This is a genomic window from Pseudomonas fluorescens NCIMB 11764 (assembly GCF_000293885.2).
GTDB lineage: Bacteria > Pseudomonadota > Gammaproteobacteria > Pseudomonadales > Pseudomonadaceae > Aquipseudomonas > Aquipseudomonas fluorescens_B.
Genome location: NZ_CP010945.1, coordinates 4,647,196 through 4,672,132, shown reverse-complemented (window position 1 = coordinate 4,672,132; position 24,937 = coordinate 4,647,196). Strand labels below are relative to the sequence as shown.

The window sequence follows — 24,937 nt, the reverse complement described above, 5'->3', positions numbered from 1 at the left end:
CCCTCCTCCGTTGCAGGTTGCCGGAACCAGACGGCCTCCAGAGGATTAAGTTGAACGCTGTATTACCTGTTCACGTCTTCGCTTTGATCGCATACAAACCACCGATAATCACCAACGCTGCGCCGACAAACACCCAGGTATCAGGGCGCTCGGCAAAAACGATGACACCAATCAGCGTGGCGAATACCAGAAGCGCATAGTTGAAAGGCTGCAAGCTAGAAGCGGTTGCGTATTTCAATGCTTGAATGAAGAGAATCTGTGCGACTACTCCCGTCAATGCCAGTAACCCCATCAAGAGGCCCTGGACTGGAGTCGGAGAAACCCATGCCGGCAGCCCTGCAAATGTGACCGTCAGGGCACCCACACACGCCATAAAGAGCATGTTCGTAGCAAGGGAGTCGTGCAGGCTAATCCGGCGGGTAAGTACGTTGAACACCGCGAATGCCAAAGCAGCCACCAGCGGAATCAGCGCCGCGAGTTCAAAGACGCCTGCGCCTGGCCGGAGGATGATCAGTGTGCCGGTGAACCCTATCGCGGCAGCAACCCAGCGCCGAAGGCCGATGAACTCCCCAAGCAACGCTCCCGCCAAGGCCAGTGTCATCAGCGGAAATACCGCGTATATCGCGTGCATTTCCGCCAGGCCCAAATGTCGTAGCCCCACCGCGAACAGTATGGTTTCGCCCACGGCCAGCAACGCTCGAAGGATTTGGAGCCAGGGATGCTTACTGCGAAACGACGCCTTTACCCTACCTTGGTAGGCGGCATATCCGAGAGCAAAAACGACAAACACCCAATAACGCACCATGACCAATTGGGCGACCGGGAAGTCTTTGACCAGCACCTTGGTTATGCCGTCCTGGCTGGCAAAGATCAGCATTGAAAGCAGGCATAAAAATATCCCGAGCTGGGGCCTTGTGACCCCAGGAGTGGCGATAACGGTGGGCGTCGTTAAGTGCGCGGTGTTGTTTGTTCGGTCGCTCTTCAATCAAGTTTTCCTTCGTAGATCGTTCCGATCAGACTTTGAAGTCGGTCAATAGCCGACAACTTGAATTCGCTAGCCTTCTCGCCCGGCCCAAAACTCATGCCAGCGAATAACCGAACTGACGCCCAGCTTCGTTATTATCCGGGGTGGTAGTTTGCTGGGGCCAGGTGCGTGACTGAAGCTATCAAGAAACTCCGAACGCGTACCCGATGCCAACTCCGCAGCCATCACACCTGCCAGGGTGCTTTTCACAGTACCCAGCCCGTTTTCGCAGCAAGCCGAATACAGGTTTTCTTCAATCTCGCCAAATGCAGCCGCGCTGTTTCGACTCAGGCACAGACGGCCGGCCCAACTGAATTCCAACGCAGTGGATTTCAATTCGGGAAAGCGCGCATCCAAGGAATGTCGCTGTTCTTTGGCCACCGCAGCTACCCGCTCTGGAGTGACCTGAATACTCGGGTCATAGGTGAACTTTGTCCGGATGACGATACGCGATTGACCGTCTGAAGAGATCTTGCGAACGGTCGCGCCCATTGGATCCGCCGGCAACAACGCCCACCTGGCCTTGCCCGGCACCTCTTTGCTGAATACATCATCACTGTAAGCGGCCGTCATGGACGCGTAAGTGAAGACGTGCAACAGGCGGCCTTGATAATGGCCAAAGTCTTCGATGTGCCCGTTAACGCCCAGAATGACCTTGGGCGCGTACACCGTCCCGTTATCAGAACGAGCGCTCCAGCCACTTCCCTGCTTGGTCAATTCAATAATCGGAGAGCGTTCGAACAGCGTGATTTTACCTTCGAGCCCTGCTGCCAGGTCCCTGATGTATTGCGCGGGTTGAATCATCACTGCGCCGGGGGTGTAGATTCCGCCGTGGTAATAGGTGGACCCGGTGATTTCGCGCATGTGCGCGGCATCAAACATCTCGAACTTCTCGCCAATGCGTTCAAGGGATTGAGCGTAATTGACGTTCAGCTTCAATCCCCGTTCAGTGGCGGCCGCGTTGATCTTCCCGGAAGGGTCGAACGTGTCGGTAGACATGCCGTACTCCCGCGCGGCGGCAGCGGCAAAAGCAATCGCAAAGCGGTTCTGCGCAATTTCCAGCGCCGTTGCAGACTCACTCGCCACGGAGTATTCCCCGGACGACAGACTGTGCGGCACATCAATCATGAAACCCGAGTTCCTGCCCGCCGGCCCCTTGGCGACCTCATGAGCATCGACAACAACAATGCTGTCACCCGGGTGCAGCTGTGAAAGTCTGCGAGCGGCGGACAGGCCGGCAAAGCCGGCACCGATGATCAGCCAATCCGCCGTCACGTTTCCATCAAGCATGCGGACAGGCGCAGTGCGTGCGGAAATCGCCTCCCAACCCGAAACCCCGGTGTCTACCGGCAGGCGCTTGATGGTATGGGTGCTCATTTTTCGGTCTCTTCATCCGACCGATCAGACACATCGATCCAGATGGTTTTGATTTCGGTGTACTGGTCATGGGCAAAAATGGATTTGTCCCGACCGCCGAAGCCCGACTCCTTGTAGCCACCGAAGGGGGTCGATGCGTCGCCCTCACCAAAGCAATTCACGGTGACGATGCCCGCGCGAATTTCCCGCGACAACTTGATTGCCCGCCGCAGGCTGCCGGTGTAAACAGAGGCCGCCAGGCCGTAGACCGTGTCATTGGCCAGCGCAATGGCCTCGGAGATCGTGTTGAAGGTGGTGACCGAAAGAATCGGGCCGAAGATCTCCTCCTGGAACAGCCGATTGTCTCGACCAACACCGTCAATCACCGTCGGCTCTACAAAGGCACCGTCTTTGGTTGCGCCACCGTAAACCACCTCAAGCTTTCCGGCGGCGGCGTGCTCAAGGTAGGACTTCACTTTGGCAAAATGCTCAGGGCTGACCAGCGACCCTACGCGGTTTTCCGGATCCAGTGGGTCACCCATCTTCCATTCACGGATGTAGGCGCCCATGCGCTCCAGCAGTTCGTCTTTCACGGACGCGTGGACGATCAGGCGCGAGGTTGCGGAGCAGTTTTCTCCCATGTTCCAGAACGCGCCATTGACCACGTGCTGGGCGACGAGATCCAGGTCTTGGGCATCGTCCATCACCACAGCCGGATTTTTTCCGCCGCACTCAAGGACGATGCGTTTCAGGTTCGAATCGGCGGCGTAATGCAGGAAGCGGCGGCCGGTCGCGGTGGAGCCGGTGAAGCTGACCATGTCGACATCTTTATGCAAACCGATCGGCTCACCGACGTCTTTGCCCGTGCCGGTGACAATGTTGAGTACACCAGCGGGAACACCGGCTTCAAACGCCAGCTGCGCGACGCGCAACGTGGTCAGCGAGGTTTGTTCAGCAGGCTTGACGATGACCGAACAGCCCGCGGCGAGCGCCGGGCCGATTTTCCAGGCCAGCATCAGCAGCGGGAAGTTCCAGGGCAATACGCAGCCCACCACGCCGATCGGCTCCCGGACCACCATGGTCAGCGCGTCGCTGCCCACCGGGGCGGTGTTGTCATAAATCTTGTCGATCAGTTCTGCGTGCCAGCGAATCGTGTGGATGGTGTCCGGAATGTCGACCAACTGACATTCACTGACGGGTTTGCCGCTATCGAGACTTTCGAGGACGGCCAGTTCGTATTGATGGCTTTCAAGCAGGTTTGCAAACTTCAACAGAACCGCTTTGCGCTCTCGAGGAGAAACAGATCTCCAGCGTCCATCTTCAAAGGCCTCCTTGGCATTGCTCACCGCGAAGTCGACATCATCGGACGAACACGCTGCGACGTCGGTCAAAAAGTCACCGGTCGCCGGATTGTTCGTGGCGAAGGTTTTGCCGGACATTGCGGGCTTGAATGCGCCATTGATGAACGCCTTGGATGGCAACGAAATGTCTTTGGCCAGAGCGGCGTATTCGGCCTTGCTCAGTAGATCACCCATGGCTGGCTCCCGAAGAAACATTGGCTACGTTACGTTTGAGTTCAGTAATGACCGACGCGAAATTCTGCTTTTCGTCCGCTTCAAGGGGCTGCAATGGCAGGCGCACGTTACCGACTTTCAATCCGGCCACTTCGCAGCCGTACTTGATCGACTGCACGAACTTGCCGCCGTCCAGGGCATTCATCAGCGGCATCATTGCCGACATGATCTGACGGCCTTTGTCGAAGTTCTTTTCGATCACGCAGGCTTCATAAAGCGCCACGTGTTCCCTGGGCAGGAAGTTGGAACCTGCACACACCCAGCTACGGGCACCCCAGGCAAAAAACTCGAGGGCCTGGTCGTCCCATCCGCAGGACAAGGCGATGTTGGGGAACTGCCGGGCCAGCATATGCACCTGGCCCATGTCGCCGGAACTTTCCTTGATGGCGACGACGTTTTTCGACTGGCTGACACGCGTGAAATATTCTTCATCCATCGAAACGCACATGCGCCCCGGATAGTTGTAAAGCATGATCGGCAGGTCGGCGGCGCGATCAATGGTCAATGCGTGAATCGCGTTCTCTTGGGAGGTCGGCAGCGCATACGGCGGGCTGGTGACGAGAATGGCGTCCGCTTTGATCGATTTGGCATCCTTGGCGTACTGAACCGCGTCTTCGGTACGGATCGCCCCGGTACTGACGATCAGTTGCACCCGAGTGCCGATCACATCTTTGGCGTAGGCCGCTAACTCGGTACGTTCTTCCGACGTCTGCGCATAATATTCGCCGGTCGACCCGCCAATAATAATGCCATGCACCTTCGCCTCAATCAGCGACTCCAAGACTTCCGAGTACACGTTCCAGTCAATCTCCCCATCAGAGTTATAAGGAGTTACTGCTGGCGTATAAATACCTTCAAATTTCAAGATAAATGCTCCGAATGCGAGTTAGGTGGAAGATCAACGAGCGCGTTAGCCTGGATGCCTTTAGGCGCGATAAAAATCTTCATGTTTTCACGGGGCGGATGCCCAGGCTCAAACATGAGATCAATTGCGGCACTTTGCTTAACTGTTGAATCCAGACTGGCATGGGCCAAGAAGGTGGTCAATAGAGTGTATTTCTCGCGCCTACAGTTCCAGATGGTTGCTTCACCCGCCCTTGAAAATATATTTTTCTTTTATTTCAATGACTTGAAATTTAATCAGCGCGGCCGCGACCTCAATCGATAACATTTGTTTATGCATTGATAAGAGTAAATGTTTCTTGTTGATGCATGATTACCGTCGTAGCCTTACAACAGCGATATTCTACCGACTAATTGGATAAGTGAATTTCGCGAGCATTCGCTCCATTAGTTAGAGTCTGTTTGCTCAGGCTTGAATAAGGTGCTGTAGAAATGTTGCTATTGACGCAAACATCGGCATTACGGAATTGTCTGCCGTAATAAGGATTCGATCGAGATGAGTGCACGGATGGCACCACCATCCAAGAAGGCACATTTTTCGTAAAACGCTTCCTGGACGTGGCAAAACGTTCCGGATCGCGGCTAGCAGCAGCACGGTTTGATGGGCTTGCATCCACAGACGGTACTGCGAACTCAGGACCGTTTGGCCTCACCTCGCTGAGCAGGCTGAATGTGTCGCCCCCTTGGTATTTTGGAGTGTGTTGACCGTGAGCACTAAATCGGCAGTTTCAAATCTAATCGCGCAGCGCAAGCCTGACCACGCGCTGCCAGGTGCCCTTTATAGCGATCCCGACGTTTACAGGCAGGATCTGCAACAGATCTGGCACAAAAGCTGGATCTTCGCCGGGCACACATTTGAGCTGGAGAAATCGGGTCAATACATGTCGCTGCAAATCGGCGATTACCCGGTCGCTATCGTGCGCGGCGCAGACAAGCAGATCCGTGCCTTCCACAACGCCTGTCGCCATCGCGGTTCCAAGGTGTGCCCGGAAGCAAGCGGCAAGGTCGCCAAGCTGGTGTGCCCTTACCACAAATGGACATTCGAACTGGATGGCCGCCTGCTGTTCGCCGGGAACATGGGGGAAGATTTCGACAAGTCTCAGCATGGGTTGAAGTCCGTGCATTGTGAGGTCGTCGAAACGTACATCTACGTGTGCGTAGCAGATGTCGCCCCAGACTTTTCGTCGTTCAGAAAATCCGTCACCCCTTTCGTTGCGCCTCATAACCTGGACGACTGCAAAGTCGCGTTTGAGTCGAACATCATCGAGAAAGGCAACTGGAAACTGGTGTTCGAGAACAACCGTGAGTGCTACCACTGCGATTTTACTCACCCGGAATTAATGCATTCATTCGTGGACAATCCATCCGTGGGCGGCGCCGGCGGCGATGAAGATCTCGAACTCAAGGAGCACTGGGATCGCTGCGAGGCGGCCGGTCTGCCTAGCCGATTGGTCATGGATGATGAAGGTCGTTTCCGAATGACGCGCATTCCCCTGTTTTCCGGGGCCGTCAGCTACACAATGGATGGCAAGCCTGCGGTCGCTGGCCGGTTGGACACCACCGGTGAGGCCAACATCGGTGCGCTGCTTTATTTCAACTACCCATCAACCTGGAACCACTTTCTGGGCGATCACGCGCTGAGCTTCCGCGTTCTGCCCATCGGTCCGGGCGAGACGTTGGTCACTACAAAATGGCTCGTCAAGAAGGACGCGCAGGAAGGTGTCGACTACGACATCGATCGCCTGACCAAGGTTTGGCTTGCCACCAATGACCAGGACCGCACCTTGGTTGAAGGTGCACAGGTGGGTGTCAGCTCTCCAGCTTTCGAGCCAGGTCCGTTGTCGGTGGCCAGCGAAATTGGTGTGTGCCAGTTTGATGACTGGTACTGCAAAACGATGCTTGAGCAGCTCAATGACACGATCCCGTTAAGATCTGTCGGCTAAGTGCAGCACTGCCGGTGGTGAGAACCACGAATGATCACCACCGGTATCTTGATTCACACCTTCAATCCCCTCTCCTCTCCGCCACCCCAGTGACTGCTCAGCCGCTGGCCGTGTTCCTTTCTTCCAGACAGCTCAGGAAAACTGAGCGAGAATCCAGTCGCGTAGCCGGCAACAGGCATCGTCATTGATCCGGTCTTCACGAAATGTCAGGTAGTGCTGACTTTCATGAAGAACCACTTCCTCTTCGATCGGCCGAATCAGCGTGCCGTTTTCGATCAGGGTTGCCACCAGGTGATTCCATCCGAGGGCTACGCCCTGATGGGTCAACACCATGCTGATGACCAGGTTGTAGTCGTTGGCGTTGAAAACATGAGGGCTGTCGTGGGGGCGTTTCTCGATATCAACATCGTGATAAGCCAGCCAGACGCCCCAGTCAACGTGCTCCGCTACCTGGGATCTGCCATAGGGGCTGAGGTTGAGCAGAACCCCGTCGCGTAATCCTTCCAGGCTGGACAGCTCAGGGTGCTCCTCTTTGTAACGAGGTGTGCACACCGGGTAGATGACGTCGTGAAACAACGGATAACTGCGGTAGCCATCCTGAATTCTGGCCATTTTGGTGATGAAGATGTCCGGAGTTACACCCGGCTCCATCGACAAAAAGTTTTGAGTGGTGACCAGATTGAGGTCGATGTCTGCGTTCCTGGTAAAAAAACCCGGCAACTTCGCTGCGAGCCAGAGGGCCGAAAACGCGGGAGAACAGCAAAGCGTCAACGTACGCTTGCCCGCATTGTTGGTACGAATGCGCTCCGCCGCCTGGGAAATATTGACGAAAGATAGCTGTGCCGCATCAAAAAAGATGGACCCGGCTTCCGTCAACTCGACTGCTCGCCCCACCCTCTTGAAGAGATCCACCCCAAGGTACGCCTCAAGCTCCCGAATCTGACGGCTGATGGCCGCTTGAGTAACGCACAGCGCTTCAGCCGCACGCGTAAAGCTCTGATATTTGGCGGCGGCTACGAATGACTTCACTGCTTTCAGAGACGGCATTTTCAGCAGCGTCATGTCTGGATCGATGTGCTTAACCATAACCTAGAGTATTGAATATCCGGTTCGGGGCCGTTTGGAGGGCCGTGAGCGATGAGTTCGGCGAGAAGGTTCCATCTAGAGCCTACGCTGGAGCGTAGCCGAAACAGAGGGGCTAAGACAGCGCCCGCGGCAGTCGCCTTCGCAACTAGCATCATCGCAGTCGCAAATTGACATATTTAAATGATTGATAACATGACGTTATTGATTGGCTGGAAGAAATGTTGTTAGACGCTGACTCTATAAGGTAATAACTTGGGTCTCAAGGCACTGATTAATTCAGCACCGATAAAACAAGAATAATAAACATCACATAATTAAGAGGATGGTCACAATGACTAACTCGCAACCTTTCTCCCAGCTTGACTGCCCCCATAAGCACCGTTTTCACTGATCAAGATACGTATATCCAAATTCTTGATCTTACGTCGTATTTGCAGCAGGAGGGGTTATGAGTCTTGGTGACGAGATACTCTCGGTAAAAAACATTTACAAAGTCTTTGGTGCTCAGCCAAAGCTCGCGATGGAGATGCTGGCTCGCGGTGCTGATAAAAGTGAAATTTTCAGCAAAACAGGTCAAGTCGTTGGCGTTTTTGATGCCAGTTTCTCCGTAAAACGTGGAGAGATTTTCGTCATCATGGGGCTTTCCGGTTCCGGGAAGTCGACGATGGTCCGGTTGTTCAATCGACTGATCGAGCCCACCTCCGGAACCATCCATCTCAACGGCCAGGAAATCACCGGCCTGTCGGATGCCGATCTCCTCAGCGTTCGTCGCAAAGACATGAGCATGGTGTTTCAATCGTTTGCCCTGATGCCCCACATGAGTGTGATCGACAACGTTGCTTTCGGCCTGGAAATCTCGGGCGTCGAGGAAAGTGAGCGGCATAAACGTGCGCTCGAAGCACTCAAGCAGGTGGGGCTCGATGGCCACGCCTACAGCTATCCGCACCAACTGTCCGGCGGTATGCAACAGCGGGTAGGCCTGGCCCGAGCGCTGGCCAACGACCCCGCCATCCTGCTGATGGACGAAGCCTTCTCCGCACTCGACCCGTTGATTCGCCACGAAATGCAGGGTGAACTGATCCGCCTGCAGGCAGAACAGCATCGCACCATCATCTTCATCTCCCATGACATTGAAGAGGCGATTCGCATCGGCCATCGCATTGCGATCATGGAGGGTGGCCAGGTTGTACAGATCGGTACCCCGCAAGCGCTGCTTTGCAATCCCGCGAACGATTACGTCAGAGCTTTCTTCAAAGGCTTTGATGCCTCGAAGATCCTCAAGGCTGGCGATGTTGCCAAGATCTGCGCAGAGCATCCGTACGCCATGGATCAATCCACGCCAACGCTGCGCGACGATGTACTCCTGCAGGACGTCTTTCACATTGTGGCTGATGCCGTTAATCCAGTGGCTGTGCTGGATCGCCAGGGTGTGTTCAAAGGCACGATCTCCAAGAGCCTGCTGCTTCAAACAATGAGCCGACATTAATAGTCACTATTTGCTGGCTTGCCAGGCTCGGATACTCAGGTGATGACATGAACGAATTCAGTTTTCTAGACCCGTTTCAATCCATCAATGTTCCTTTGGGCCAATGGGTAGAAGTTGCCCTGAATTATCTGGTTCATAATTTTCGCGAAGTATTCCGTTCAATAAGATGGCCAATCGACCAGGTACTTAATGGTATTCAGTTCGGATTGTTGGCTATTCCTCCGTCAATATTCATTATTTTTGCGACGCTCCTGGGCTGGCAGGTAGGAGGGAGAAAGATTGGAATCCTCTGTTTCGTCACCCTGACCCTCTTGGGAGTGATCGGCGTATGGAGTGACGCCATGGTCACCCTCGCCCTGGTGCTCACTTCACTGTTCTTCTGTGCAGCTATCGGCATACCACTGGGTGTCCTGTGTGCCCGGAGTGACCGGCTGGAGATGCTGCTGCGGCCGGTACTCGATGCCATGCAAACACTGCCTGCATTTGTCTACCTGGTACCCGTGGTGATGCTGTTTGGTATAGGCAACGTACCGGGGGTGCTGGTCACGATCATCTTTTCGGTAGCACCACTGGTCAGGCTTACCAATCTGGGAATTCGACAGGTACCGGAAGACAAGATTGAGGCGGCCCGGGCTTTCGGATGCACCCCTCGCCAGATGCTGAGGCGGGTCCAGTTGCCTTTGGCTGCACCGACGATCATGGCCGGTCTGAATCAGGCATTAATGCTGTCACTTTCCATGGTGGTGATCGCATCAATGATTTCGGTGGGTGGCTTGGGGATGATGGTTCTTCGCGGGATTGGCCGCCTTGATATGGGCTTGGCAACCGTCGGTGGACTGGGCCTGGTACTGCTGGCGATTTTCCTCGACCGCCTGACCCAGGCAATGGGCGAACGCAGTAACAGGGCAACCAAAGGCGAGCACTGGTACCAGACCGGTCCTGCGGGTGTCGTTTACCGTCTGAAGAGAAAGAACACCATTACAAAGATAGAAGTGAGTCCCAAAGAAAGTTAATTCGCTTAGCGGCGCGTTGTGAACCAAAAGAAATGCCAACTTCTTAACCAGCCAAGGTAGACGATAATGAACTTCACAACCTTCGGAATAAAACAGAAATTCATTCATTCTGTGGCGCTTTTAGTGTTAGCGGTATCACCTGTGTTCGCATCGGCCGCCTCGGCGCAGGAGCCCGGAAAAGGGGTCTCCATCACCCCGATCTTTCCGTCAATCGCCGAGGAGCGGTTTCGCGGAGAAATTGCAATGGCGGGCCTCAAGGAATTGGGTTACGACGTTGAAACGCCAAAGGAAACCGAGTACTCAACCATGATGGTTGCGATTGCCAATGGTGACGCGGATTTCTCCGTGCATCTGTGGGAGGAACTGCACAAATCCTTCTACGAGAAGGCTGGCGGCGATGAGGTGATGGTGAAAACCGGCGCTATCATGCCGGGCGTGTTGCAGGGCTACATGATTGACAAAAAAACGGCCGATGAGCACCACATCACCTCGCTCGCGGATTTGCAGAAACCGGAAATTGCCAAACTGTTCGATGCCAATGGTGACGGTAAAGCCGACCTCACGGGTTGCAACCCGGGTTGGGGCTGTGAGCTCATCATTGCGCACCAGATGAAAGCCTATGACTTGACGAAGACCGTTTCCAATAACCAGGGCTCCTATTTCGCATTGATGGCGGACACCATCGCTCGTTATAAACAAGGTAAGCCGATTCTCTATTACACCTGGGTACCTCAGTGGATCTCCGGTGTTCTGGTCGAAGGTAAAGATGTTGTGTGGTTGACCGTGCCGCGTACGGATCTTCCAGGTGGCAAAAACGATACCAACACGACCTTCGATGGTAAAAACCTTGGGTTCGCAGTAGACAGTGTCAGAGCGGTCATCAATAAAGAGTTCGCCGAGAAAAATCCGGCCGCCGTGAAGTTCCTGTCTGAAATGCAGATCACTACCGACGATGAAAGCGCGCAAAATCTCAAAATGCACAATGGTGAGAAAAGTGCAGCCGACATTACTCGTCACGCCAAAGAATGGATCGCGGCCCATCGCGCGAAATATGACACCTGGCTGGCAGACGCACGCGCTGCGGCGAATACCGCCACCGCCAAAAACTAGTCCCTTCATTTAAATCTGCATAAAAGGTTGCCCTCCCCCGGGCAACTTTTTCATCTGTTTCGGTGTTCATCATTCAGGAATCATGAAATGCAGTTGTATTCATTCGTCCAGAACTTCAGTTACAAGGACGCTCCCCTGCATACACGCGAGTTGGTTAAAACCTGCCTGCTCGACATCATTGGTGTGGCCGCCGGAGCTCGCAACAATCAAACCAGCGTGATGCTCAAAACCTACGCTGACACCCATTACTCCGCCAACAAGCTGTCCAGCCGCCTCTGGTTCGACGGCAGAGCCGTACATCCATTGGGTGCCGCGTATGCGGGCGGTTTCTGCGTTGATAGCCTGGATGCACATGAAGGTCACTTCACCTCCAAGGGGCATGCGGGTGCGACCGTGGTCCCGGCCATCGTTGCATTGGTCGACGCCTGTCGCAGTCAAGGCAAGGACATCAGCGGCGAAGAATTTCTCAGCGCACTGTGCATCGGTTACGAGACCGCGTTACGGGCGGGCCAGGCATTGATGGCCACCGCCCCTGAATATCATGCCTCAGGTGCTTTTTCCGGGATCGGGGTCGTTTGTGCTGGCGCCCGCTTGCTGAAGCTTGATGAAACGACGTTCCGTCATGCGCTCGGTATCGCGGAATACTTCGGCCCGAGGTGCCCGATGATGCGCCTGGTGAGCTTCCCGACGATGTTGCGTGATGCCCACGGCGCCGGGGCGTATGCCGGACTGAACGCACTATTGATGGCACAGGTAGGTGTCACAGGCGCTCCAGCCGCCACCGTTGAACCTTTGGAAATTTCCACTTTCTGGCAGGACATCGGAACCCGCTGGGAGATCGACGAACAATATTTCAAACCGTGGCCGGTCTGTCGCTGGGCGCAACCGGCGCTCACGGCCATGACTGATTTGATGCGAGCACACCCGGTCATCACTGCAGCGTTGATCGAGACCATTGATGTGGAAACTTTCCACGAGTCTGTGTGCCTGCAGGGGCATTTTCCAAAGAATGCGGACGAGGCCCAATATGCGCTGGCGTTCCCCCTGGCTGCCCTGATCGTTCGCGGGAAGCTGGGGCCTGAAGAGGTCACCGGGGATTCCATTCACGCGCCAGACATCTTGAGTATCAGCGAGAAAATAACCCTCCATGAGGCGCCAGACCTGTCCGCCAGGTTCCCGGAGGAAATTCTGTCCCGCGTCACGGTTACCCTGAAAGACGGCACGCGCCTTACGAGCCCGACCGCAACGGCCAAGGGCGACCCCGGCAACCCTATGTCGAGTGACGAACTTATCGCCAAATACCATTTACTCGCTGATGACAGCTTGGGGACAACACTCAGCAATGCCATCAAGCACAGTGTTGAAGCATTGCCCGGCAGTGGTGACTGCCAATCATTCTTTGAGTTGTTGTTGTCCGCTCCAAAAACCGCTGCCTAGATTGCACAACGGTTTCATGGCTATTCGTTCAGGTTTCAAAGAGGATTTATGCCCTTCGTATTCGAGAGCGTGCTCAAAGACAAGAACAGGGGCTACTCCTGTACGGCGCAGAAACCAGTAAAGCCGCAGGCGGTGACTCGTGTAGCTTTCGTACTGATGAACAACTTCTCGATGATGTCATTTACCGGCGCTATCGATGCGCTGGTGACTGCCAACCTGATCAGCGATACACCGGCGTTTGAAGTGTTGACTGTCGGCATCAGGGGCCGTCTGGTGATGAGCGATCTGGGAATTGCGATTTCAGCAGACCTGGAGCTATTACAACTATCGGATCGCATCGATGTTCTCATCGTCGCCGGTGGGTTGCGAGTGAAGCTGATCAGCGACCCGTTATTACGGCGCAAGCTGCGTAACGCCGCCTCCCTCGGCGCGACCATGGGCGGTTTGTGGAACGGGGCATTTTTCCTGGCAGAAGCTCAACTCATGGACGGCGTCGAGTGTGCGTTCCATCCCGATGGGCGAGCGATGATGGAGGATGTTTTCCCCAAGGTGCTGGTCTCTCGTCGAACGCACGTCATCGATCGCAACCGCATCACGTGCGCCGGCGCCAGCAGTTCGTTACGCATGATGCTGGAGCTCATCACCGCTAAACAAGGCGTGTCGCTGACCCATGCTGTCGAGGAAATACTCAGTTGCGATCAAACCTCTGAAGTCTCCGGGATATCGACTGTCATAGTTGACTCAGACCCCACCTTGCCCCAAACCCTGAAGCTCGCTTTAGAACTGATGCAAAAGAATATCGAAGAACCGCTATCGATCGACGAGCTGGCTGAGTGTGTGAATATTTCCCGACGACAACTGGAGCGTCGTTTCTGCCGTTTCGTGGGCGCCACGCCCACACGCTACTACCTTGAACTGAGATTGACTCGGGCGCGGCAGCTTATTCTGCAGAGCAATCGGCCTATCACCGATATCGCGATTGCGACCGGCTTTTGTAGTTTCGCCAACTTCCATATGCGCTTTCGGGACTTCTTTGGCGTGGCGCCAAGCAGCTATAGAGCTACGTATGAGCGCAGGCGCTAGGTTTTCCGAAAATCGGGCCCGCAAAAAAACCTGAATCCGCACTGTCCAGGCCGAGCAAACGATGGCTAGCATCATCGATAAGGAATACCGAGAATTATGAATGCGCCATCCCCGGTATTGGTCCCCACGGCTAACCACAGCGAGCGGATGTCTACACGCATCGCCTTCCTGATCGCGGGCTTACTCATGTCCGCATGGGCGCCTATGGTCCCATTGGTCAAAGCCCGTGCGGGCCTGGACGATGGTGGCCTGGGGTTGCTGCTGCTTGGCTTGGGTGGTGGATCCATTGTGGCCATGCCCTTCGCGGGCTATCTCACTGCACACTATGGATGCCGCCCGGTCGTAATCTGGGCGACGATTGTCTTGTGCGCCGTTTTTCCGCTGTTGAGCACCGTGGCGTGGCTGCCTGGCCTGGTCATCGCTGTCGTTATTTTCGGGGCCAGCATGGGCATGCTGGATTGCGCCATGAACATACAGTCCGTCATCGTCGAGAAAAACAGCGGGCAGGCACTTCAGTCCGGCTTCCATGGCCTTTACAGCGTTGGAGGCATATTGGGCGCCGGGGCGATGACAGCTCTGCTGACCTTGGGCCTGCATCCGCTGATTGCTGTGCTCTGCATCGTTGCCACCGTTTTGGGAGCGCTCTACAAGGCAGCGCCTGCTTTTCTGACTTATGGCACCGAACGGGGTGGGCCATTGTTCGCGGTGCCCAGGGGTATCGTGCTGTTTTTAGGGGCGCTCTGTTTCATCGTCTTCCTCACTGAAGGTGCAATACTCGACTGGAGCGCAGTTTTCCTTGTCTCGACCCGAGGGTTAGAGCCAAGCATGGCCGGCTTGGGCTATGCCTCCTTCGCGGCTGCCATGACGGTGGGCCGCCTGACAGGGGATGCCATCGTCAGCAAACTGGGCGGCGTGCGCGTCGTTGCGCTTGGCGGACTCTGCGCAGCCGCAGGCATGCTCGTATCGCTTGGTATCGATGGCTGGGCCGCGTCCCTGATTGGCTACGCGCTGGTCGGTGCCGGATGCTCGAACATTGTCCCTGTGCTCTTTACTGCTGTAGGCCGCCAGCAACGCATGCCACAGGCGGTAGCCATCCCCGCTGTCATCTCGATGGGCTACGCGGGGATTCTGGTAGGACCCGTATTTATCGGGGCGGTCGCCCATCTGAGCACTTTGTCATTCGCTCTTGGCTGCGTGAGTGTGCTGCTGGTTTTTGTCAGTGCTACGGCTCGGTTGCTTCGCAATTAGCCGGATTTCTTCAGGCGCCACTTCGGCATAGGCCATTGCGAATCGAGCTCATCCTTCAGAAAGGGTCACGCGACAACTCGATGGATGTATCACTTGGGCAATCCCTGCGACGAAGGACTTTATAGATCTCGGAAACCACCTGCATCGTTGCGTCTTCGATCGATCCTTCATTACGACACAACACCCAGCCGTGGTCGGCAATTGCTCGCTCGAACGCCTCTGTACAAGCGACATGTTCTTCCAGCTTATGAATCACGGTACTGCCCAGCCCGCGCCCTCGTGCCGCCGCCCTCGCCCACGAAATGTCAGGAGTGGTGACAACCCCGACATGCAGGTCTGGCACTCGCACGTTTCGGTCAATGTTCAACTGTAGAATTTCTGCAAACGGGACTAACCGGCGAAACGCCGCATCTGACGGGTACCACCGATCAATCAGGATGATGCTGTCTGGTGGCTGTTTAGTCAGCACGTGCCGGGAAATCCAGGTACGGCTATCCGCAAAGCGCTCACAAACCCTCAACTCCAGATCCCGAGTGGGATTTCTGACGAGCTTGTTAACGAGGGTCATTGTTTCCCCCCTATAGGGATCGCTTTTTTTCTCGCAAAGTCGGATCACCTTTTTGTTGTCGGCCCTCAGTACTTTCGTCACGGCTTCCAACAGTGTGGTTTTGCCGGCTCCCTTGGGCCCATCTAGAGAAACAAACAGCGGACGATTCATTCTTCACATAATGATTGAGATTCGGTTTTTTTGCCCGGTTCGTTCGCTGGAAGCGCTTGGCGCGACTACGCGAATCGAGTGGAGGGACCTTATGAACGGACTTTGATGAACACTCTAACTTGGTTTCTGGCTAACGGGTCTCAAAACTGCCAATGCTCAAGCTTGATCGGCTCATCGAGCACATTCCTGACCTTCGGCCGCAGAGGGGACACCTTTGCCATGACGCCATGACGCCATGACGCCATCCGCCGTCCAGTTCAGGAATACGATTAACGGTCCGGTACCCAATCTCGGTTGTAACCTATTGATAGATATAGGCTCTGGACTACGCATCCGCGCTACAATTATTTGCTTACAAAATAGCAGCTCGCAAAACATCGAACCTGTAACTACAAGTGATAGGTTGAGCGGCCTGAATTGGCCATGAGATGCACAGCCTTAATCATGCGCATCCACCTACCCACCCTCCCTGCCTTCGGGGCCTATTTAGCCCTTTCCTGCCTGTTTTCGGTCGCATGGTTCACCCATCCTGCTCCTGTGCACTCATCCTTCGCCTTGATGAGTCCCGTAAGAGCGGTGACTGATCAAGTTGCCAAACCCATCTATACCAGTCGTTTTGCCTCATCCGGCCTGGTGGACTTCGTGCATTCCTCGGCGGTAACCGCCTTGCCTGACGGCAGTCTGATGTCGGTCTGGTTCGCGGGTACCCGCGAAGGCGCATCCGACGTTCAGGTGCGCTCTGCCCGCTTCGACGCGGTAACTGGCGAATGGGGGGCGGAACAGGTATTGGCGACGCGGGATTCGACCCAACAGGGCACAGGAAAATACATCCGCAAACTGGGCAACCCGGTCATTGCGCTCGCACCGGACAACCGCCTCTGGCTGTTCTACGTGTCGGTGTCCATGGGGGGCTGGGCCGGTAGTGCGGTCAATGTGATGGTCTCTGACGATTATGGTCGCCAGTGGTCCGCGCCGCGCCAATTGATCACCTCGCCCTTTCTGAATATCAGCACCCTGGTACGTTCCGCCCCGGTGTTTCATGCCGACGGTTCCATCGGCTTGCCGGTCTATCACGAATTTCTGGGCAAGTTTGCCGAGTACCTGTACCTGAGCGCAGACGGTGATGTGATCGATAAATTCCGCATCAGCCATGGCAACAACTCATTGCAACCCACGGTCGTTCCGCTGGATGGACAGCGCGGTATCGCCTTGTTGCGCTATGCCGGAAACACCCATCACCGTGTGCTGGCGGCCCGCACTGAAGACGCCGGGCAATCCTGGAGCGATCCTTATCCGCTCGACCCCTCCAATCCGAACTCCTCGTTGGCCGCCATCGCAACGCCCAAACACGGGTTGCTGGTGGCGCTCAATGATTTGCAGGAGGGCCGCTTCAAACTGAGTCTTTATGGTACCGACGCAAAAATGGACGATTGGCGCTCGCTGCGGGATCTCGACAAATCACCCGATCCGGAGGGCGATACGTTTTCACCCGAGGCGTACAAGGAAATCATCGGCAGAGAGTTTCGCGGATCCAGTGGCGCACTTCGCCAACCGCTGGAGGCGCAGTTCCTGAACAACCTCGACACCCGGGTCTGTAAGGCGCAAGGCTGCAGTTTCGAATATGAATACCCGTACTTCATCCGAAGTCCCGACGGTATGTATCACCTGGTTTATTCCTGGAACAACACTTTCATCAAGCACGTCACCTTCAACGATGCATGGTTGTCGGAGCGTGCCAAATGATCAACCTGTGGCAAGCCCATATCAGCTTCACCCTGATCATCTTTCTGTTGCTGCCTTCCTTCGGTTTAAAGACGACCGCGAGGATCACGCTGTTGATCGCCTTGCTGGCAGCCAGCTTCATACCGCTGGGTGGTTTGTCGTTGGCTGCGTACTTGCGCAGCCACATTGATGACCTGGCGGTCACGACATTGGTGTTCATGGCGTGGGGGTGTTTGCGGCGACTGGGTTTCCTGCCGCCTGCGCAGCAAAGCACGACCAGCGTATTGATCATCTTCGCTGCGATGGCGCTGGTGCTCTACCCGGCAACGCTGGGGTTGAGTTATCTGGACCCTTACCGGTTTGGCTTCAGCCCGCGTCCGTTGCTGATCTTCGTCGCACTGCTCACGGCAGGTCTGTTTTACCTGCGCAGTTACCTGGCCGTCGTGATGCTCGCGAGTGCGACCCTGGCCTTCATCGTCGGGGTAAAACCTTCGCATAACTATTGGGATTACCTGGTTGATCCGCTGCTGGGCCTGTATTGCTGCGCGGCACTGCTGATGCTGGCGGTGCGCTGGTCGTATGGCAGGTTGAGCACGCTGCGTGGCTCAGTGAAAGAGTCCGGATCCGTTTGAGATTCAACGACATTTTTAACAGGGGAACAGGGATGGGTTGGCTGCAATCGAGACGTTTGCATTATTGGCTAGGCGCAACAGCCATTGTATTTGTGCTGTTTGCATTGCTACGGGTGGTGTTCTTTTTCGGTTTTTCCGGTTTCGACGCCAAAGCATTGAGCGACGACCATGCAGTCCTGGAAACGCTGGGCATCGGCTTTCGTTTCGATCTGCGCCTGGCCATCCTGGTCATGTTGCCACTGGCGTTGCTGGCCTGGATTCCGCGTTGGAATCTCGTCAGCAGCCGCCTGCTTCGCCAATTGGCACGCGTGTATGTGCCAGTCGCCATGGGCGCCCTGCTGCTGATCTATATCGTCGATTTTGGCCATTACGCCTACCTGGGCGTGAGGATCAACGCCACCGTGCTGCGCTTCATCGAAGATGCGCAAATATCCCGAGACATGGTCTGGCAAACCTACCCGGTCATCTGGATTTCATTGGGGTGGCTGGCAACAGTTGCATTGGTGACGCTGGCCCTGGTGCGCCTGGAACGCGTGACACTGGACCGCCCACGCAAAGCCATTCACCCGCTCTCCGCCACCTGGGGTGGTGCGTTGATGGTCGTGTTGGTGCTGTTGGGCATTTTGGGGCGTGTCGAGAACATGAACCTTGAAAACCCTGTCCCGTTGCGCTGGAGCGACGCGTTCTTCTCTGGCAATAACCAGGTCGCTGCGCTGGGTCTGAACCCGGTGATTTTCCTCTATGACACGGTCAAGGTCGGCCAGTCGCGCTATGACGAAGCGCAGGTGCGTGAACACTACGCCGTGATTGCCAAGTACCTGGGGGTCGACCAGCCCGACCCGCAAACCCTGAATTTCGTCCGTCATCAAGCGCCACAACCCTACAAAGTATCCAGCACACGGCCGCCGAACGTGATGTTTGTGATGCTTGAGTCGCTGGGCACGAGTGCCGTCGGGGCCTATGGCAACCCGATCAATCCGACGCCCAATATCGATCGCCTGGCCACTCAGAGCTGGTTCTTCGAGCACTTCTACGTACCGGTCACCGGGACCGCAAAAACCGTTTGGGCCAGCATCAGTGGGGTTCCAGACGTCACTCGGCAGGAAACCGCGACGCGTAATCCGCTGATCACCAAACAGCACACATTGATCAATGCCTTCACCGGTTACGAGAAGATCTACACCATTGGCGGCAACTCCGGTTGGGCCAACATGAACGCCTTGATCCGGCAAAGTATCGACGGGGTTCGTTTGCTTGAGGAGCGGGACTGGGAATCCCCGGTCGTGGATGTCTGGGGGATTTCTGATCTGGATCTGTTCAAGGAAACCGACAAGATCCTGCAGGCATTGCCCAAGGACAAACCGTTCTTTGCCTATGTGCAGACGGCCGGCAACCATCGCCCCTTTACGATTCCCAAGAGTAATGACGGATTCGAGGTCAAGCACCCTACCCTGGCGGAAGTTCAGGCCGCAGGATCGCGCAGTGTCGAGCAGTACAACGCCGTGCGCTTGCTGGACTTCAACATCGGGCGCTTGATGGAAATCGCCAAGGAAGGTGGCTACTACGACAACACCATTTTCGTGCTGTTTGGCGACCACAACACCCGTATCGCCCAGATCCCTTTCCTGGCACCGGCTTATGAGCAACTGGGTCTGGAAAGCAACGCGGTGCCCATGATCATCCATGCACCGGGCCTGCTCGGCACGCGGACCGTCAAGGAAGCCGTCGGCCTGGTGGACTTGCTGCCAACCGTGGCCGGCATGGCCGGCCTCGAGTTTCGCAACAGCGGCCTGGGGCGTGATATCCAGCAGCCTGCGCCAGAGGGTGAACGCGTGGTGCCACTGGTGCTGCGTGAAGGTACGTTCCCGTTGATTGCGGGCGTCACGCAACACTACATGGTGCAGATGCAGCACGATGGCAGCTCGCCGACGTTGCACGACCTGGCCTCACCGACGCCGCTGGACAACGTGGCCCGGCAAAACCCCGGAGAGTTCGAGCGCCTGGTGCAGCTGACCCGCGGCCTGCATGAAACTTCAAGGTTGATGCTGTACCAGAACGTGCGTAAGTAACCGGGATCGCCAGCCCGATTACGTCGGGGCCGGACTACCGCGCCGGCCCCGATAGCGTGCACGCACGATCATTTACTCGCGATCCTCGCCCTGCCCTTCCTTCCCGTCCTCCGAATGGACCTTGAGGTAGCTGCTGACCGCGACGCCTAATGTCGGAAAGAACGCAGCTTCACCAAACCGCTCGAAAAGCCCGAAGCGCTTCAGCTTGTCTTTGACGGGGTCCTTCATCTCCGCCACGCAGAGCGTGATGCCAGCTGCGTTCAAGGTTTCATCCAGTTCGGCCAGCATGTCGGCGGAAGTCACATCCACGCTGGTGACCGGCTCCGCTGCTACCACCAGCCAACGAACCGGCGTGGGCGATGTCGCCACGGCGTCCAGCACTCGGTCATGGAACAGTTCTGCGTTGGCAAAAAACAACGGGGCATCCCAGCGAAACAGCACCAGACCGGGAATAAGATTCGCCTGCGGATAACGCGTGATGTCGTGATAGCCCTGGACGCCTTTGGCGCGCCCCAAGACCGCAGAATACGGGCGCCAGGCATCCCATAGAAACTCGATCACCGCTACGACGATGGCCAGGCCAATGCCTTCGATGGCGCCGAATACGGCCACACCTGCCGTACAAACGATCGATAACCAGAACTCCCAGCGCTGGATACGATAAATCCGTCGCAGGTCGGTGATTTCGATCAGGCCGATCGCCGATGCGATGACCACCGCCGCCAGTGCGCTGGTGGGCAGGTTCTTCAGCAAATCCGGGGCAAACACCAGCAATAAAGCAACAGCCAGTGCTCCCACCACGCCGGCAAGTTGTGTTCGGGCACCCGCGGCCTCGGCCACGGGAGTCCGTGAAGAACTGCTGCTGATCGGAAAGCCCTGGAACAAACCGCTGGCAAGGTTGGCGACGCCGAGTCCTACCATCTCCTGGTTTGGGTCGACATAGGTCTGGGTGCGCGCCGCATAGACACGCGAGAGCACACTGGTGTCGGCGAACGAAACAAGCGCAACAGCGCAACCCCCGATCAGCACAGGAACGATATCGGCACTGCTGATCCAGGGGATGGCAAACCCCGGCAGGCCTTGGGGCAGAGAACCGAGGACCGCCACATCGTAGGATGCAAGATCCAGCACGCCAACGGCAACGGTGGCTCCTGCCACGGCGATCAGAATCCCCGGCACGCGTTTTTTGTCCTTGAGCAACAAGATGACCGCCATGGTGGCCGCGCCGATCATGAAGGTGGTCCAGTTGGTTTTTCCATCCATCACCGAGGTGGCAATGGCCCACAGGTTGCGCAACGGTCCGTCGGTTTCGATCGAAAAGCCGAAAAGCCTGGGTAGTTGGCTGATCAATACCGTCAGTGCAATGCCGTTCATGTAGCCATAGCGGATCGGTTTGGAAAGCAGCTCGGTGACGAAACCCAGCCGCGCTATACCCGCCAGGATGCACACGGTCCCCGAGACGATCGCCATCATGCCGGCAAGGGCAATCGCGCGATGCGGGTCGCCGCCGGACAACGGCAGTACTACCGCGAGAATGACGGCAGCCAATGAGGAATCGGGCCCCAGCACCAGGATTCGGCTCGGGCCAAACAACGCATAAGCGAGCAATGGAACAATGGTCGCGTAAAGGCCATAAATGCCGGGCACCCCCGATGCCACCGCGTAGGCGATACCGACGGGCACCAGCATGGTAGTGAGCACGAGTCCGGCCACAATGTCGTGCTGCAGCCATGCCATCTTATAGCGACCCAACGTCTGCAGCCCCGGCAGCCAACGGCGCCAGGTGGTTTGATCGCCAGTGTGCTTGCGTGTAATCCGACCCGGTTCAGGACCGGGAGGCAGAGCATCCGAATCGCTCATGGGACTTTAGCCCTCAGGGTTAACAAATCGCGTGCGGCAGGTGTGGAACAAGCTCGAGACTTAGGGTGTTCAAACGTCGCAAATTCATAAATGTACGCCGGTCAAACGATGTTCTTCTCCTGAGCCTCAGCGGATGATGTCAATGTGCCCTCATTGCAACTGATGCTGACCTTCTCGATCTCTATCGCTTAGCTGACTCAGGAATTATGGACTATGGAAAGCTGGAAGATCAGGACTCACCTGCTTGTGCTCACCAGCACTTTGCTGCTGGGTCTATTGTGTGTCGGCGGGCTCGGACTCTTGGGAATGCAATCCGCTGTACACAGTCTGGAAACCGTGTATCTCGATCGAGTCGTGCCCCTGCGCGACTTGAAAAAAATCGCTGACCTGTACGCCGTGGACATCGTCGATGCCACCCACAAGGCACGTAATGGAAACTTTACCTACGCTGAATCATTGACTCGGATAGAGCAAGCGCAGAGGGAAATCGATCAGACGTGGCAAGCATACAAATCGACAACACTGATTCCCGCAGAAACCCGTTTAATCGCGCAAATCAATCCGCTAATGGAAGCCACCCACGGGCCATTGCAAAACTTGCAGGGCATGCTGCGCCAGAACGACAACGCCGGGCTTGCACGTTTCGCAACAGAGCAGTTGTATCCACTGATCGATCCCTTGTCAGCCAAGTTTTCCGAGTTGATCGAGGTTCAGCTGGTGGAGGCCAAGAACCAGTTCGAGCTGAACCAGATCGCCTATATCTCCAGTCTCCGGTTCAGCCTGTTGATTCTGGCATTGGCGCTGATCGCGGGCGTGGCCTACACGTTTTTGTTCTCCCGACTGTTGAGTCGCCAGCTCGGTGCCGAACCGGCAGAACTTGCCGTCATCAGTTCGAACATCGCCCAGGGGCAACTGGCCGCTACACAGTTTGATCTCCAACAGCAGTCGACGGGGGTGCTGCACTCCGTCCAGGCGATGCGCCACAGCTTGAGCGACATGATTGGCAAAATCAGCCAGGCCTCCGAGCAAATCGAGAGTGCCACACTGCAACTGTCTGCATCTTCCGAACAAGGATTGAGCAGCGCCGCCCTGCAAAGCGAGACAGCTTCCTCCATGGCGGCCACAGTAGAAGAGCTTTCCGTCAGCATCACGCACATTGCCGACAATGCCCGACAGGCACAGAGCACCGCGCAGAAAGCGGGCGAAATCACCAGCGAAGGCATGGAGGTCATGCAAGCATCCATCCAGGAAATGGATCAGATTGCCGATCTGGTTGCACAAAGCTCATCTGACATCGATCAACTGGCGGTTCAGTCTAACGACATCAGTCTGATTGTCGGGGTGATTCGGGGCATCGCCGAACAGACCAATCTCCTGGCCCTCAATGCCGCCATCGAAGCGGCACGCGCGGGCGAACAAGGTCGCGGCTTCGCCGTGGTCGCCGATGAAGTGCGCAGCCTGGCCGCACGCACAGCCCAATCCACCACGGAAATCGTGGCCTTGGTCAACGCCATACAAAACGGCATGGTCAAAGCCAAAGACAGCATGGCCGCTGGCTGTGAGCGCGTGACCCATGGCCAGAAACTGGTCGAAAGCGCGGGCCTTTCCATGGGCAGGATCAAGGGTGCACTGGACGAATCCCTTGCGGCCGTCAGTTTCATTTCGTTGTCGCTCCAGGAACAACGCGCCGCCAGTGAACAGGTCGCCTGCAACGTCGAAAGAGTGGCGCAAAGTGTGGAAGAGAACGCCACAGCCCAAGGCGGGATCGTTCGAACGACCCAGGAACTCAAGGCAATGTCCGACGGACTGGGCGTTATTTTGCAGCGGTTCAGTTTCTGAAAGACCTGACCCCCGTCAAACCATCAACGGCAGTTTGATGGCTATGACGGGGGCGGTAATGAGCATTTTCCAAGGTCTTGTATTTGCTTGACCCGTGTCGTTAGCTTCCCGGATTACTGACTGACCGGTAAATGCAACTGCCAATCCTTCGGAGTGCCACTTCAATCCTCTGCCGGTCTTCTGAACACCAGCAACTTCCCGGTGGCGCGCTGTACCACCTTGTCGTTCTGGTTCAACGTTTCCATGAACAGCGTCACCACGCCCCGATCCGGTTTGGTGGCGGACGGTTCGATGGCCTGCACGGTGCTGAACAGGCGCAGCACGTCGTCCGGATAAGTCGGCGTCGGCCAACTCAGCTCGATGCCCAGGCCAATGATGCCGTCCGCCAGAGGCACGCTGGCCACCAGCATTTTCATGGTCAGGGCAGCGGTGTTCCAGCCGCTCGCTGCCAGGCCGCCGAACAGGCTCAACCCGGCCTCTTCGGCGCTCAGGTGAAAGGGTTGCGGGTCGTACTCGCGAGCAAAGGCCAGCATCGCTTCCCGGTGGACGCGAACAGGGTCGCTTTCAAATTCCTGACCCAGGCTCAGGTCATCGAGGTAGAGTTTTTCCCAGGAATGCGCGGTCATGATTCATTCCTCCGCAATGCATTACGAATAGTCGATGTCGGCTTCGACATAGCCATGAACGTACTGGGCGGCAGGCAGGCCACCGCTGACCTCCACGTTGTAGTCGTGTCGACGTAGCAGAAAGTCTTTACCGAAGTAGAAATCCTGCACCGCGCAATGCGTGGCGATGTCCTCGGGAAAGGTCACCCGCAAGCGTCGCCTGAGTCAG

20 protein-coding genes are annotated in these 24,937 nt (G+C 56.2%); 11 read left to right on the top strand and 9 right to left on the bottom strand.

The annotated features are described in order from the left end of the window. Window positions 1-70: 70 nt before the first annotated feature. From B723_RS21300 to B723_RS21285, 4 genes are all read right to left on the bottom strand, one after another. On the bottom strand, window positions 71-985 hold the full coding sequence (locus B723_RS21300) for a DMT family transporter (RefSeq protein ID WP_017338829.1): 915 nt from the start codon (window positions 983-985) through the stop codon (window positions 71-73). 69 nt (window positions 986-1,054) lie between these two features. Beyond that, entirely contained in the window at window positions 1,055-2,401 is a 1,347-nt protein-coding gene (locus B723_RS21295; protein ID WP_052909701.1) for an NAD(P)/FAD-dependent oxidoreductase, read from the bottom strand. Continuing rightward, window positions 2,398-3,915 carry an aldehyde dehydrogenase gene (locus B723_RS21290; RefSeq protein WP_017338827.1) on the bottom strand — a complete coding sequence of 506 codons (1,518 nt, stop codon included), beginning with the start codon at window positions 3,913-3,915 and terminating at the stop codon, window positions 2,398-2,400. Before B723_RS21290 ends, B723_RS21295 begins: the two co-directional genes overlap by 4 nt. Continuing rightward, window positions 3,908-4,819, bottom strand: coding sequence for a dihydrodipicolinate synthase family protein (locus B723_RS21285; RefSeq protein ID WP_031318920.1), 912 nt, complete (start codon window positions 4,817-4,819; stop codon window positions 3,908-3,910). Before B723_RS21285 ends, B723_RS21290 begins: the two co-directional genes overlap by 8 nt. 745 nt (window positions 4,820-5,564) lie before the next feature. Here B723_RS21285 and B723_RS21280 point away from each other — a divergent pair. Further along, window positions 5,565-6,800, top strand: a complete 1,236-nt coding sequence (locus tag B723_RS21280) for an aromatic ring-hydroxylating oxygenase subunit alpha (protein WP_017338825.1) — start codon at window positions 5,565-5,567, stop codon at window positions 6,798-6,800. Window positions 6,801-6,932: 132 nt separating this feature from the next. On the opposite strand, the gene B723_RS21275 is transcribed toward B723_RS21280, so the two are convergent. Continuing rightward, window positions 6,933-7,886, bottom strand: coding sequence for a LysR family transcriptional regulator (locus tag B723_RS21275; RefSeq protein WP_031318919.1), 954 nt, complete (start codon window positions 7,884-7,886; stop codon window positions 6,933-6,935). 448 nt (window positions 7,887-8,334) lie between these two features. Here B723_RS21275 and B723_RS21270 point away from each other — a divergent pair, with 448 nt between their 5' ends. From B723_RS21270 to B723_RS21245, 6 genes are all read left to right on the top strand, one after another. Then, window positions 8,335-9,372, top strand: a complete 1,038-nt coding sequence (locus B723_RS21270; protein ID WP_017338823.1) for a quaternary amine ABC transporter ATP-binding protein — start codon at window positions 8,335-8,337, stop codon at window positions 9,370-9,372. Window positions 9,373-9,380: 8 nt separating this feature from the next. Next, complete coding sequence (gene proW / locus B723_RS21265; protein ID WP_274521491.1) at window positions 9,381-10,385, top strand: glycine betaine/L-proline ABC transporter permease ProW; 1,005 nt, start codon at window positions 9,381-9,383, stop codon at window positions 10,383-10,385. A 66-nt stretch (window positions 10,386-10,451) separates the two neighbouring features. Beyond that, window positions 10,452-11,495, top strand: coding sequence for a glycine betaine/L-proline ABC transporter substrate-binding protein ProX (gene proX, locus B723_RS21260; RefSeq protein ID WP_080995141.1), 1,044 nt, complete (start codon window positions 10,452-10,454; stop codon window positions 11,493-11,495). Between the two features lie 87 nt (window positions 11,496-11,582). Next, window positions 11,583-12,932: an MmgE/PrpD family protein gene (locus B723_RS21255; RefSeq protein ID WP_017338820.1), complete on the top strand. Its 1,350-nt coding sequence runs from the start codon at window positions 11,583-11,585 to the stop codon at window positions 12,930-12,932. A gap of 48 nt (window positions 12,933-12,980) precedes the next feature. After that, entirely contained in the window at window positions 12,981-14,015 is a 1,035-nt protein-coding gene (locus B723_RS21250) for a GlxA family transcriptional regulator (RefSeq protein ID WP_017338819.1), read from the top strand. A gap of 96 nt (window positions 14,016-14,111) precedes the next feature. Further along, a complete protein-coding gene (locus tag B723_RS21245) occupies window positions 14,112-15,263 on the top strand; it encodes an MFS transporter (protein WP_017338818.1) in 1,152 nt (383 codons plus the stop codon). 55 nt (window positions 15,264-15,318) lie between these two features. Here B723_RS21245 and B723_RS21240 read toward each other — a convergent pair whose 3' ends face one another. Further along, window positions 15,319-15,981: a dTMP kinase gene (locus tag B723_RS21240; RefSeq protein WP_017338817.1), complete on the bottom strand. Its 663-nt coding sequence runs from the start codon at window positions 15,979-15,981 to the stop codon at window positions 15,319-15,321. Window positions 15,982-16,425: 444 nt separating this feature from the next. Between B723_RS21240 and B723_RS21235 the strand changes: the two genes are divergently transcribed. From B723_RS21235 to B723_RS21225, 3 genes are read left to right on the top strand one after another with little or no spacing between them, the layout of a single operon-like run. Further along, window positions 16,426-17,724 (top strand): sialidase family protein, encoded by a 1,299-nt coding sequence (locus B723_RS21235; RefSeq protein WP_031318917.1) that lies wholly within the window; start codon window positions 16,426-16,428, stop codon window positions 17,722-17,724. After that, entirely contained in the window at window positions 17,721-18,335 is a 615-nt protein-coding gene (locus B723_RS21230) for a hypothetical protein (protein WP_017338815.1), read from the top strand. The genes B723_RS21235 and B723_RS21230 overlap by 4 nt, the downstream gene beginning before the upstream one ends. 32 nt (window positions 18,336-18,367) lie before the next feature. Then, a complete protein-coding gene (locus tag B723_RS21225; protein WP_017338814.1) occupies window positions 18,368-20,404 on the top strand; it encodes an LTA synthase family protein in 2,037 nt (678 codons plus the stop codon). Window positions 20,405-20,476: 72 nt separating this feature from the next. Here the strand turns inward: B723_RS21225 and B723_RS21220 are convergent, their stop codons facing one another. Beyond that, complete coding sequence (locus B723_RS21220; protein ID WP_017338813.1) at window positions 20,477-22,264, bottom strand: SulP family inorganic anion transporter; 1,788 nt, start codon at window positions 22,262-22,264, stop codon at window positions 20,477-20,479. A gap of 213 nt (window positions 22,265-22,477) precedes the next feature. Here B723_RS21220 and B723_RS21215 point away from each other — a divergent pair, with 213 nt between their 5' ends. Then, on the top strand, window positions 22,478-24,103 hold the full coding sequence (locus B723_RS21215; RefSeq protein ID WP_017338812.1) for a methyl-accepting chemotaxis protein: 1,626 nt from the start codon (window positions 22,478-22,480) through the stop codon (window positions 24,101-24,103). A gap of 161 nt (window positions 24,104-24,264) precedes the next feature. Here B723_RS21215 and B723_RS21210 read toward each other — a convergent pair whose 3' ends face one another. Next, window positions 24,265-24,729 carry a MaoC family dehydratase gene (locus B723_RS21210; protein ID WP_017338811.1) on the bottom strand — a complete coding sequence of 155 codons (465 nt, stop codon included), beginning with the start codon at window positions 24,727-24,729 and terminating at the stop codon, window positions 24,265-24,267. Window positions 24,730-24,750: 21 nt separating this feature from the next. Beyond that, on the bottom strand, window positions 24,751-24,915 hold the full coding sequence (locus B723_RS33745) for a hypothetical protein (RefSeq protein ID WP_017338810.1): 165 nt from the start codon (window positions 24,913-24,915) through the stop codon (window positions 24,751-24,753). Window positions 24,916-24,937: the final 22 nt, after the last annotated feature.